The sequence below is a fragment of the Rahnella selenatireducens genome (genome assembly GCF_046449555.1).
Classification (GTDB): domain Bacteria; phylum Pseudomonadota; class Gammaproteobacteria; order Enterobacterales; family Enterobacteriaceae; genus Rahnella; species Rahnella selenatireducens.
The window spans coordinates 169,004-181,966 of record NZ_JBKEZJ010000002.1; the positions used below are offsets into that span (position 1 = coordinate 169,004).

A 12,963-nucleotide genomic window follows, 5' to 3' on the forward strand; every position below is an offset into this window, starting at 1 on the left:
ACTTCCTCTGTCATTGACGATGGCGGATGACCATCAAACATAATTCTGCTGTTTCATATGGCGCATCAGCACCCGACCTTCCGGCATAAATTCAGTCCCAAACCGCACCAGGCCAAGCTCTTTCAGCTCGGCGTCAATGGCGTATTCAAGATGCCCTGGTGTGGATTGCGGCAGTAAAATCACGTTCAGCTTTTGGATCCGCGGCTCGTATTTCAGCAGCGTGGCGGAGAGCGTGGTCAGCAGGGAGTGCGCGGTGCCGGGCATCCCTTGCAGGATCTTACTCATGTCCGGCAGGCCGTAATCTGGCAGATGCGAAATCGTTCCTGCGCGGCAGTTAAGGACCCGCTGCATGTTGTCGAGCACGGACAGAATGACCTGATTGGCTTCGCTGACCTGATGAAGTTCGAGGCCACCGGCAAAATTGCCGAGCAGCATTTCGTAAAGTGAGGGTTGCGGCATATCACTTATCCTTCAGAGGTAACAACGTCATCCCGTGATTATTCAGTTCAATCTGGCGGGCCTTGTCGGGGTCAAGATCGTCACGGCTCAGCACAAGTCGCCAGGTGTTGTTGGTGATATCGGGTGCCAGAAATAGCCCGGCGACAGCCACAAATTGGGCTTTTTCATCCAAAGGCACATCAATGGTCACCGCCGCGCCCGGACGAATGCGGATGTCTTTCTCTGCAATCAGATCGGCTTTGATGGCCTGGCTGTCTTCGGCAAACAGCGACGGATAATCCGTACCATCAAACACTTTGCGGTCTTTTAACTGATAGACACGCACCACGGTGGAGAGCGGGGCACCGCTGGCATTATTGTTAACGGCGTCGCGTGCCTGAATATCCAGGTGCAGTGTTTTAACCTGTTTATAAAATAGAGATTTGGTCATCGCGACGGTGCCATCACTGACCTTTTGCGTTAGCCCGCATCCGCTTAAAGTGGACGCCATTGCCAGCATCAGTAACGTAAAACGGGTTTTACCAGCGATAGTCGCCATATTCATCAGTCTCCCTGCGGTGAAGATTTTCCTGTACGCGCTGATAGCGGCCCAGATTAATTGTGATCATTTCAGTGCTATTTTTTATGTCTGACACATGGTGTTGGGTACGCATTACGGCTGTCCGTCCCAGCAACACGCCGGTGCTTTTCGGCTGGCAGGAAAGTTGCGCATCCGGCAGCAGCGAACGTAATACCGACAGCTGCAGGCGCACATGTAATCGCGATCCCAGATATACCTGCATTAACGCCAGTAAATCCTGATGCAACTGTCCGCCCGGCAACCATTCTCTGGCCTCATCCGGATTGTTGGTTTTCAGTTGCAACAACACCTGGCAGTTTACGTCCACGGTATGACTGCCCATTACCGGGCTGTTGCTCATGCAGACAGGGTGACGCGTACTCATGGCAAGCTGTTTTCGCAGCGGTATGCGGCAGCGGTCATGCGCTGACACACGAACTTCGGTGTCCGGGGCCAGCAACTGAACCAGCGCGATGATGCCTTCACTGGTGCGCGTCGGCAGACGCATCATGCTGGTCAGTGCCAGAAAACGTGAGACTGGCGTCGCGATGTTATCCGCACATCCTTCAATGCCCAGACCACAGAGGCTCAGCAGATATTTCGACGTTTTATCTGTACCACCCGGCGTAAACGTGGCCGGATAAGAGTACTTACGCCAGATACGGTAATACTGGGTGATCATCCGGTGGTTGAAGATATCCAGAAAATCACTGACGGCTTCATGCCCGTCCCGGCGCTGCGTAATGTCGTCGATGAACGACGTGGGCAGCGGCGATTCCACGCCATACAACCCCATAAACGTGGTGCGGATAGTCGGCGGAAGATGCGGATGTTCCGGCATCTCCATCCGTTTAAACTCACTGGCCGGAAAACCCATCCCCGGATGAGGGCGGAAGCGAACCGGGTCGTGCCTGACCTGCCAGTGGCTGCCCAGCGCGGGCGCGTCCGGTTGACTTTGTTCCAGCAACTGACAGAAGCGATAAAACTGGGTGTTGGGCAGTTTATCGCGCAACTGCACGATTAACCGGGCAGACGCTGATTGTGATTCTCTTTCCATCGGATGCATTTCCCGGCTGGCTGAACGATAAGGGTGAGCTGATTGAACAGGTGAATATCCGCGTAAAGGGCAAAGAAACGATTGAGCATTTCGCCAAACAGATGGATGTCGCCTTCGCCGGTAAACCCGTTGCCATCGAGCGTGATTTCAATGTCGATACCCCGCAGCAAAAAGCCTTTTTCAAAACGCTGGATCTGGTGGTGTTCAACGTTCTGAATGGCATCGAGGCGGCGGTTATTCAGCTCGTCTCCCTGCCAGTTGTACAGCTCCAGCGTTCCGCGCAATACCTGTGCGCTGCTCATCAGATTCAGATAGCTGGAACCCAGATGGCTCAGCACCCGCCACTGGAAGTGATCTTCAGCAGGGGGATAAGACGGTAATGTTGGCTTACTCAGGTTGCGAACTTTCAGCGGCGTCTGCAGCACGGATTCGCAGCGGTCGAGCAGGGTACTTTGCAGTGCTTTTCGCGGTAACTGGCCGTTGGTGCCGGTGATTTTCAGCGAGACGGCTTCGCGCGTGAACTGGCGGTCGGCTTCCCACTGCTGACCGCCCAGGATCAGCCAGGTATCGTGCATCCCGGTTACGCCGCGCTTTACGCGGGTGTGGAAATAGCGTTCGGGTGCGTGACGTCTTTGCATCCCGCCGCGATGGCGGAAGCTGGTGAACGGCACGTAAGTCGCATCATCTGTACGCTGTGAGCCGGTCACTGAGTCCACCGAATAAATCTCGGTGTGCCCGTCCTGCAAGCGGCGCGGACGTAACAGGTACTCGTTCTCCAGCCCGTTGACGAGCAGCGGATCTGCTTCCAGCGTGAACAGGTTAATGACCGGTACGCAATGCAGCGCCATCGCCTCATCGGTCACCGGCAAATCACTTTGCCACTGGCTGCTCAGCACCACCTCAAGGTCAAAATGCGAAATCCCTGAGGGTAATGTGACGGATTCCAGCCCGTTGAGATGCACGAACATAAACTTCTCGCGGAAAGTGAAATATTCCAGCAACAGCTGATAACCGCTGAATGCGCTTTCTCCTTTCGGCCACAGCAAGTCCTCATCGGCAAATCCGCCGGGAGAGAACCAGCCGTCCAGTTTCATCCGGTCAGCCTGATTGGGCAGACGCAAATACAATGCAGCCTGACGGCGGGTGAGTGCCAGATGCAGCGCGCTGCTGACCGGTGCATCTCCCGCCAGATAGAAGCACAGACGGCGCAGATCCACCTGCGACCAGTCGGCCTGAGTGCTGCATTGCAACCGGATACGCAGCACAGAACGTCCGTCCGGCTCGGTTGCTATCATGACTTTGGAAACAGCAAGCGGGTTCAGTGCCACATCACAGGTCGTGCGGTACTGACAGACAGTGTTTTTCGGGCCGACAGGGCGGGAGTAAACCTCCATACCGGCATGCACGGTTTCCGCCATCTTCATCGCCGGTACATCCGGCGTCAGTGCCACGATGGAGAGTGAGGGGATCGTCCGCAGATAGTGTGGCCACAACATGCTCACCAGCCCTTCGGTAAACTCCGGCAGATCGTCATCAATCTTTTCGCGCAACCGCCCCATCGAAAAGGCAAAACCCTCAAACAGGCGTTCAACGTAAGGATCAGGCGTTCCCGGTTTATCAAGGTCAAGCATTGCAGCACGATCAGGGTGAGTTTGTGCAAACTCTTTCGCTGCATCGCGCAAATAGCGCATTTCAGCATCGTAATAACGCAGGGTTTGGTCTTTCATTTTGTTCCAGATAAATTAATTTCTGTTGTGGCTGATAAATAAATGCCCAAAACTGTATCGTGTATAGTACTGTTAATCAATTCTGCTGCTCACCTATTGCCTGAATTGTTTGTTACACCATAGGCAAAATAAGTCACCCGTATTTTCATCGCCTATGTCTGGAGTCTCCTTGATTATATGGGCGGCATTAGCAGGTCTCTTTATTCCAAAATCATTCTCTAACCAATCAATAAAGGAGTCATTTATTTTTATTTCTTCTCCATCTGCTATTTCTTCAGGAGATGATGAAAAATCATAGACATCACCTAACTGACCATAACCTATGGAAAGTAAAGATAAAAACTCCCTCGCGTTATTGGCAATGACACAGCATAGCATCGAAGCAGAACCCGATCCCATGTGAACAAACCTAAGCTCGTTGTTATCATCAAGCCAAAAAGCAAGGCGAGAACCATCAAATCCACTTTCCGCGAATGGCACTAGCCTTGATGATATTTCATCCGTGATTTCCGGAAGATCAAACCAATAATTCAGCCCTTTATGGACTGATGTGGTGAAGGTTATATCCGGGGAGAATTCATAGTCAACATTGATTCTGCCATACTGGTAAACATCAGGGTCACCCACCATACCTTTAGGTGTTTGTATAAGGCCGTCATGAGACTCTATAAGACCATTATTTTCAATCCACGTGTAAAGTAACTTTATCTCCTCGGGTATTTTTATGTCATTTTTTGATTTTTCAATTTCCTTTTGTAAATCCATGAGTAATTTACACATAATTAATCCCTCAATATTTATTAGTGCTCGTTATTGTGTATACAGAATATTTTCGAGGTCGCAGGTTTGCGTTTTTTACGACATCATTAAATTGATATGCCGCCAGTAGCCGCTTTTCGGGCAGGGCTCACCGGTTTTACAAAGCAAATGTACGGCAGCAGTTTTATTAAAATCCGGTGAGGTCGGCAACGGCCTGCCTGTTTCCGGGTTGAGCTGTTTGTCTTTCGCCAGTTGCTCAATCAGGGCCTCGCTCGGTTTGGTTGGCGGTACATTCGCTTTACGGGCTTCGACCCATTTCAATTTGCCGTCCCAGGCGGGCAGCGGGGCAGGTGGCAGCGGGACGATATCATTGATTTCAGGGACTTTAGGGCTGGCATAAGAGGCACTCGATAAGACTTTCCAGATTGCCTTGTAGCGCCGAGCTCGCTCAGGATCTTTCTGCTGACCCAAATAATACAATCCGTCGGTCGGCTCAGGGTCGTCAAACCCATGCTCTAAAAAACTGGAAGCGCTTTCATTACCCGCCGCTACGCCCAGTTGAAATGCCTTCATCGCCTCCTTGTATAATCCATCAATTTGAAGATCGATCCCCAGAGCCTTTGCTGCCTCTCCCTCACCCTGTTCGGCAGCACAATGTCGCATCTGTCGGGAAACATCAGGTGCCATATCAGCCGGAGACAACTTCTTGCCAACGTAAGCCTGGGCCTGAGGATTTCCTTCATCTGCCGCTTTACGGTAGTAGCGCAATGCCATGTCCGGATTTTGCTGCAGTCCGGCTGCACCACGTTCCAGATAGATGGCAATAAAGTAGTAACCGGTCGCCACTTTCGCATCTATAAGCTGTTGGCTCATCCGCAGACGTTCGTCTGAACGGAGAGTGAACTGGCCGCGCATTGCGCCATTCTGCAGGTTGATGCTGGCTTTAACATGCCCGTTGGCGGCGGCAATGCGGTACAGCCGCTCGGTTTGTGCATCCACGGCTTTGTCCTGCTTAAGCAGATTATTTTTCTGTAACCAGCGGGCGTATTTAAACAACACATCCGAATCGGCGGAAGCCTCCGGGATAGTTTCATGTTTGCAGGTAAAGGCCAGACGGGCGTTGATAGTAGAAAGCGGGTCCATGGCCGCACTTTTATTAACGGGCGGCGTGAGGTTATTTTGATCACACGCCGTTAGTAACAGACATGATAGAAATAGCAATTTACGCATCAATCCTGAACCTTTAAAAGGGGGATGAGTAATTCCCCTTAATTTTAAAAATCCTAAAAAAATAATTCTTATTTAGATTGGCCTTTTATTCCCATTTTCATTTTCCACTAAGCCGTTTTTTCTCTAACGCAGCCTGAATTTCTTTAGCTCGCTTTATTGGGAAAAAAGTTATATCCGATACAAACGAATCTTTATTATAACTAAATGAGATTACTATATTTTGATTGGGTGCCGGTAACGAATAAAACTCTTTTACCCCTCTATATATAGTCATAATGGTTTTCGCTTCAACATAAATCATTGGAACACCAAAACGCCCTCTTACCCATTGCTGAGTCATAACAGGTTCTAAGCTAAATGGCATCGGATGAGGGAAGATCCAATCTGTTTTCCCTTCATCCTCCAATGTTAGCGTCACTTCAGTAAGGATTTTTTCAGAGTTATTAATAAAAGCTAAATATATTCCTTCACGTTTCATGTCTAACCTAGCAACATCTTCATCGATTGCCCCGTATGGCTTTGTTTTATATGGTATTAAACCATCGTTATAAATTTCCTGATAAGGGGAGTCTAATTTTTTTATCAGCGCTTCAACATTAATATTCATTCTAATATAACCCTGTTTTCCGGTTTAACTCATGTAACTTAGCTCTGACTTCTTCAAGCTTTTCTTCACTTACATTATATTCATTTTTCAGGCACTCTGCATTTGCATCCCAGTTAGAGTTGACTGCCCCTTCCAGATCGCTGGCATCCAGCTCTTTTTGTCTGACTATATCCCCACCTTCTGTTTTAATCTGGCTATTATTCCGTCCGCCATAAGTCTCACTACATTTCTGGTGAACAGCTTTAGGAATAGCCACTGAAGCCACTCTACCTACCATCTTATCGATGAATTTACTTCCTTCATCAGGGTAAAGCCTACTTAAATAAATTCGTACGGCTGCCTTCGACGGAATATGATCCACCTCATATTCACCCTGTCTTGAGCGTCCTTCGAAATTGTCATAATAGTCAACCTCAAGGTTTTCGACAGGGGCTTTCTGAAAGTAGACATAAATGGCCGGAACATTGCCAATCGGGTCAACAATGATAAAGTCATCAAAATCCCGGTCTTCTATCGGAAATGTTTCAATGCTCGGGCGCTGTTCATCGGGAATTGGCGTTCCCGGTATCGGTGGCAAGGGCTCGGGAGCCGGATTGGGTAATCCCCAAATACCGACAGGCTCTGGTATTGGCGTCGGCGGGGATGTATATCCGCCGGAACTTCCTTCATGAATCGTTGTTTCGTTTTTCGTAGACGGATTAAGCTGGACTGGGGTGCTGCTATCGCCTTGCACAAACCTGCCCTGACCAGTGTCCGTTGACCAGACAAGCTTGCCCATGATGGACGGGTCTTCAAAACTCCACGTTTTATCATCGACCCGTTTTGCAAATCTGACTCGAACCCGGTCCAGCCCGCTCCCTTCGCCAACCTCGTAACTCTTCGTGGTTTTTTCGCCTGTCCGGGCATCCTGTTCAACACGTAAGCGAACTTGTGTTCGTACCGAGCCATTTTGCCGGGCTATGTGCCGGAGTTCATCCTCCGGCACATAATCTTGTTGTGAAACTGTATCCGAGGCACGGGTAAATGCGCCGACCATGAGTTGGCCATTAATCATGTTTTGATATAGCTGGTCGGGGGGCAGGTCAGAATTACCCAGGCTAGGTGTGTAAAATAATCCCATAATCAGGACGGTGGCGGGGTTGAGCGTTAAACCTTCACCTACACTCGCTGCCGCTGTACTAACACGTGTCGCGATCGCGCCACCCAACGCGGTTTCCGTCGCTCCCATGACATAAGCCCCGGCCATGGAAGCTGACAATGATGCAGATGCAAAAAAAACTTTTGCCGGTAAGCGTTCTACAACGGGTTCTTGTGGGGTCGCAGAGGTCCTGGCTGATGAAGTTCCCAATATTTGAGACATTACGGCTTTCTCCTGTCCATCACTTACAACAGTTCGACTTTTATTGATTCAGGTGTTCCGGTATAAACGCCGGCCGTTTTTCCTTTTGCATCAGCTCTTCCTTCAAATACTTCACCTTTCTCTGTCGTTATGCGGTAACGGGCATAGGGAATGACTTCACCGGTCTTGTGATCTTTGACGGTAAAACGTTCATCGAATCCTTTTGGTAGCTCAACCGGAGGTACCCGAAAATTTGCCGGCCCCATCTTCTGCCAGTTAGCCGACTTAAATAAGATGTTTTGCGGATCGGCAATTTCGATATTCCCGCCGCTGAGTCTGATGTATCCGCCGCCGCAGGTGAGGATCAGCTCTTTCGAGGCGGTTATCGTCACGGTGCCTTCCACGCTGGTGACGGTGACGTCGTTTTTCGCCAGTGCGGACAGTTCATCGCCTTGCGCCTGAATCTCGACTTTCCCTTTGCCGGCAAAGAGTTTCATACCGGCTTTCTGTGCCAGCAGGCTGACGCTTTCGCCTGCGGCTGAGGTGAAGGATTTACCGCTGCTGATATCCGTATTGCTGCCCGACATCATCCCGACGCTTTCGCTGCCTGACGCAATACGCACGGCCGCGGGGCTGACGATGCCGATCCCTTGCGGGGCAGACATCAGAATGCCCGCCGCTTTCAGTTTTGCCAGTGAGGCGTTCAGCGCTTTCTGGCTGTCGGTATCGCCCGGCGTCGCTTTGGCAATCTGCGCCGCTTTCGCCAGACTGCGCGCCAGCGTCAGCGCCTGCTCAAGCTGCGCAATCGCCTCATCCATCTCCAGCTGTTTGCCACTGGCGGCGGGCTGCGGATCGGCGCTGACGAACAGGCCTTTGCCGGCACGCAGTGCACCCCATTCATCGGTGCGCAGTTCAAAACCTTCGCCGCGTAATGTGCGGCTGGCTCCGACGTTATGGCCGAGATTCAGCTGCGTCTTGCCGCCGTATTCTGTGCTGAGCTTAATGTGTTCTTCGCCGCGTTTGTCTTCCAGCCGCAGCTTGTTATTGGCCGGTGTGCGGATCACGTTACGGGTGTTGTTCGCTTCCGTCACATGATCAACATGGCGGGAATCGTGCAGGGCGTGGGCAATGTAAGGTCTGTCCGGGTCGCCGTCGTGGAAGGCTATCGCGACTTCCGTGCCCTGAATCAGCGGGAAGTGAATGCCATATTCGTCGCCGCCGTAGGGCTTCGCGAAGCGCACCGGCATGCTTTCCTGCCCGACGGTTTTATCGTCCTGATCCGCATCAAATTTCACCCGGTACAAACCGGCATTGTCCTACCAGGCGTAGATATCGTTCGGTTTTGCGCTGGTGATGCGGGCCATCAGGGTGCCGCTGACGTTTGGGCGCGGTGTGAGTGCCGGACGCCAGCACAAGGTTTCGCTGAAGGGAACGGCGGCGAAGGTGACGTTCAGCGCGTCCTTACGGCTGGCGGTGAAGCCAGTGCGAATAAGCATCATCGGCTGCGAGAGCAGCTCCGGCAGCGTGGACGGAATGCTGTTGTCTGTCACGGTGAGCACCTGCGCCGGTTTCAGCGTGGCGTCTGTGCTGGTGCCGGTGATCAGGGTTTGCTGAGATAAAAAACGCTCATGGTCGAGACGCGCCATGAAGTTGCCGGTTTCAGCGGCCGGGTCAGTTTTTGCGCCGGTGTCCAGATGGCGGGGCTTGTAGTGGTAGACGTCACCATAATTAATCCCTTCACCGTCGCCGCGGGTCATGTCGGCTTTGGCGGACTGATTGACCTTCTGCGCTTCGCGGTAGTTATAGTCTTTGGCGGTGACGCTGGCCTGAACGACATTGTGCTGAACGTTCAGGCCCCAGACCGACTCCGCGCCGCTGTCACTCATACCCGACGGGCTGTTGAGCGGCAGCGTTTTGCCAAACTCGTAAGCGCTTTGTTTATCGGCAAAATGCACGACTTCAGTCTGTGTATCCGGCTGCAGGCTGAAGAAATAGAAAATACCGACTTCAGAGAGCAGGCGTTCGATAAAGGTCAGGTCACTTTCCTGATACTGGTTTATCTGCTCACGTTTGGGGTAAGTCTGTTTGAGGTTAAATGTATATTCCCAGCCTTTGAGACCGTGCTCCTGGAGCACCTGTTCCACCACGTCCCGCACGGACTTATTGACAAAGAAGCGGTGAGTACGGAACTGGTTACCCAGCAGTGCCAGAAAGGGCTGAAGGGTAATCTGAAACCGCGTCTGGTCGGCGGAGCCTGACAGGCGTTGAAAATCGGTGATAACGCCGTGCACCACTTTTTGTCCGGTCAGGCTTTGCAGCAACCCGGTGCCCATCGTGAGGGTGACCGGTTTACGCAACAGCTGAGCGGCGTCGATGTCGCGGTCGGTACTGGTGAAGGTGATGGTGTAGCGATACGTCCGGCTTATGCCCTCATCTCCGCGTAAAGTCTCAACATCGAGCGGCGACGAACAGGAAGGAATATCAAGACGATAGCGGTTCAGGGTGGTGGCATTCAGCGCCGCCACCGCGTGTTTAAGAATATCCATGATTCGGGCATGTCCTTATGTAGGGTTTAGCATCCAGCAAACTATTTTATTTTTTTGAACAAAATCCATCCTTTGGATATTTGCTCATTGGATTGTTTATCCAAAATAAGATTACAAAGCCCATTATTATTCATAAGTATTTTTTTACTATAATCCTTCATTGGATCATCTGTTGGTTCAGGTGAATTATTAGCTTGCATATTTACTTCAAAATAAGTGGAGCAATTGATTTTAAATGCTTCAGGATTAATTTTCTGTAACGGAATTATTTCTTTTTCATTTGTTGGTCGATTATTGCCCGGGAATTTTTCGCCGATTTTATATCTTATATTTTCGTCGGAATCACCATTAGTATCATCGTAGAAATTTTTTACGGTAGGTGCGTTTACTGTGAGTTCGTTACCTACCAACTTAGCATCATCCCATCCAATCGATGGGCCACCTTCGATCTCATCATGTTTATAAAAAAGTGCAATGTTATTATTTTTAACTAACATATATATTTCATTATTAGATTCATCGTTGGTATTGTTAATAAAGTAAAACCCGTTATCAATTTTATTGGGTTTGTTGATAATTAAGTCGCTAATCTTGTAGGAATTAATGTTGCCGTATGCCCAGTACGAATAATAAATTCCATCATCTATGCTTATTTTCTCAGCGTGGCAATTAAAGGGGAGTGATAAAAGTAAAAATATGAGTGGTTTATTCATTGTTCAATCTCGACATGGAATGCTGGCTCGCCAGCATGCTTAAAGGGGCTTATGTATTTAAACCCATCGTTATCCCTTGCGTAATCAGTTAAAGCTTTATCAAAAGCTAATTGAATATTTTTCTCTGTTGAAAAATGTTTGCTGATATCGAAAACATTTCTTGTGGCATACATTTTCTCGGTTACACAATGCCGCGAAACTAGCCGTCCACTTTCTTGTAAATCAATAACTTTATTAACCATGGCAGACTTAACTTCCTTGGTTTTGCTTAAGTCGTTGCCACCTGCAGCAACAGCTGCTTTTACAACCTCTCTTCCAGCGACTGCATAATAGTTAAGTTGAGACTGAATGCCTTTGCTTTGCATGTTTGCATACATTGCATCTACTTGTTTTTGAACAGTTCTGAGTGTGCTGGTTATTGTTATTTTATGAATTCCAGCCGTTTTCATTATTGTTTTCATAATGTTTAATGATTTGCTAGTCACAAGATCTTTTAAAGATTTTGAAACTGCAAAATTTATGACTGGCTCAAATTCACCTGGAGCCGAAGAAGGTTTTGAAGTTCCTTTGTCATCCGTTTTATGTTTTTCCGGTGGTTTCTGTCTTTTATTGATGGTGGCTGATTTCGTTGTTGTTTTTATATGAACAATATTCTTATTTTTATCAACGTCAGCGGACGTGCTACCAATAGGAAGTACAATATGACTCTTTGAATAAGCTATAGCCGCCTTAGAATTTCCATTGTGTACTCCAAGGTATTTCATGATCGCTTGCATTACGTCTTTAGGTATGTAACGGCTAATGTAATCAGCATTTGTGAAATCTTTAGTGTCATTATCTGTGGTATCAGGAAGCTTCAAGACTTGCCCGATATGAAGAACATTAGCATTTGGTAAATTGTTTAAATCAACAAGAACCGCGGCTGTAGTATCGAATGATTTTGCAATGGCAGATAAGGTATCACCTGATTTTACTGTGTATGTTGAGTTTGGTTCAGCCGTTCTTAGTGAGGGAGATGTGTTCTTTTTTTTCTTATCTTTAGATTTTTCTGTTGAACCTGAATCCCCTGACATGGCCAGTTTTTTATAGTTGTTCTTTAGAATGGTAAATACTATTTCCGCACCAGCAAGTGCATTGATTGCTTCGGTTTTACCCTGGCCATCAGTTTTTCCTTTAATGAATATTAAAGGATCATTCATAGTAGAAACAATTGATGGATAAAATGTGTTGGGACAAAGAGAAACAACGGCAACGTATTCCTTATTAGAAACTGGAGTGTCATCACCCGTGGATAGTTTAAATGAAGTTGCTATTTGCGTCGATTTTAGAAAATTCTCAATTTCAGGTAATCTTCTAATAATTTCGTTGGCACAATCTGTAGCATCTTTAGATATAAAATGTTCATTTTTATGATACTGCTTCAGACTTCCTAATCCATCATGATGGAGATAGTAAAGCCAGCGCCAATAGTCATCATAATTCGAATGGTAGAAATCTGAAACTAAATCTCGTGCCCGGAGAAGTGAGAATATGATTGCATAACACCCTAGCTCTGCATCAAATATTCTTTCGCCTGTAATATCCAGAGTGAACCCTAAACGTGCAGATGAATTTATAAGGGTATAATCCACAAACGCGATAGTTGCCTGGCCTATGCCTGCGGCTGATGTTGTACCAGCTGCTGCATCTGGGTTGAAACCTGATTCTATATGCGCGCAAAGTAAAATGTATGAAATTTCTTTATATGTTAATTTATATCGAGCACCTATTGTTATCAACATGTCGATAACTTTGTGTTGACTCTGCACATCTATATCGCCACTGATTCTGCTATTCCCTTTTATATCCTTTGCTTTGTCGATGTTTGGGTAAGTTTTTAGCAGAGATGAACTTATTATTTGATTATCAAAGTAAGCTTTGCCTTTCAAGGCAAACAAAGCAGAGTATAAATCACTCACATGTATTCC

The 12,963-nt window shown here is 48.3% G+C and carries 10 protein-coding genes and 1 pseudogene; all 11 read right to left on the bottom strand.

Annotated features, from left to right (window positions below; genetic code table 11):
* Positions 1-33: 33 nt before the first annotated feature.
* On the bottom strand, positions 34-459 hold the full coding sequence (gene tssE, locus ACLBVC_RS04210) for a type VI secretion system baseplate subunit TssE (RefSeq protein ID WP_410148321.1): 426 nt from the start codon (positions 457-459) through the stop codon (positions 34-36).
* 1 nt (position 460) lies between these two features.
* Positions 461-997 carry a type VI secretion system lipoprotein TssJ gene (tssJ, locus tag ACLBVC_RS04215; protein ID WP_410148323.1) on the bottom strand — a complete coding sequence of 179 codons (537 nt, stop codon included), beginning with the start codon at positions 995-997 and terminating at the stop codon, positions 461-463.
* A complete protein-coding gene (tssG, locus tag ACLBVC_RS04220; RefSeq protein ID WP_410148325.1) occupies positions 978-2,084 on the bottom strand; it encodes a type VI secretion system baseplate subunit TssG in 1,107 nt (368 codons plus the stop codon). Before tssG ends, tssJ begins: the two co-directional genes overlap by 20 nt.
* The gene (gene tssF, locus ACLBVC_RS04225) at positions 2,039-3,802 is read right to left on the bottom strand and encodes a type VI secretion system baseplate subunit TssF (protein WP_410148327.1); all 1,764 of its coding nucleotides are present in this window, start codon (positions 3,800-3,802) and stop codon (positions 2,039-2,041) included. The genes tssG and tssF overlap by 46 nt, the downstream gene beginning before the upstream one ends.
* Positions 3,803-3,895: 93 nt before the next feature.
* Positions 3,896-4,582 (bottom strand): hypothetical protein, encoded by a 687-nt coding sequence (locus ACLBVC_RS04230; protein WP_410148329.1) that lies wholly within the window; start codon positions 4,580-4,582, stop codon positions 3,896-3,898.
* Positions 4,583-4,657: 75 nt separating this feature from the next.
* On the bottom strand, positions 4,658-5,791 hold the full coding sequence (locus tag ACLBVC_RS04235) for an SEL1-like repeat protein (RefSeq protein ID WP_410148330.1): 1,134 nt from the start codon (positions 5,789-5,791) through the stop codon (positions 4,658-4,660).
* Between the two features lie 97 nt (positions 5,792-5,888).
* A complete protein-coding gene (locus ACLBVC_RS04240; protein ID WP_410148331.1) occupies positions 5,889-6,398 on the bottom strand; it encodes a DUF6392 family protein in 510 nt (169 codons plus the stop codon).
* A gap of 1 nt (position 6,399) precedes the next feature.
* The gene (locus tag ACLBVC_RS04245) at positions 6,400-7,758 is read right to left on the bottom strand and encodes an S-type pyocin domain-containing protein (protein WP_410148332.1); all 1,359 of its coding nucleotides are present in this window, start codon (positions 7,756-7,758) and stop codon (positions 6,400-6,402) included.
* 23 nt (positions 7,759-7,781) lie between these two features.
* Positions 7,782-10,283 (bottom strand): annotated as a pseudogene (locus ACLBVC_RS04250) (type VI secretion system Vgr family protein).
* A gap of 41 nt (positions 10,284-10,324) precedes the next feature.
* Positions 10,325-10,996, bottom strand: coding sequence for a hypothetical protein (locus ACLBVC_RS04255; RefSeq protein ID WP_410148333.1), 672 nt, complete (start codon positions 10,994-10,996; stop codon positions 10,325-10,327).
* Positions 10,993-12,954, bottom strand: a complete 1,962-nt coding sequence (locus ACLBVC_RS04260) for a LysM peptidoglycan-binding domain-containing protein (RefSeq protein ID WP_410148334.1) — start codon at positions 12,952-12,954, stop codon at positions 10,993-10,995. The genes ACLBVC_RS04255 and ACLBVC_RS04260 overlap by 4 nt, the downstream gene beginning before the upstream one ends.
* Positions 12,955-12,963 lie beyond the last annotated feature (9 nt).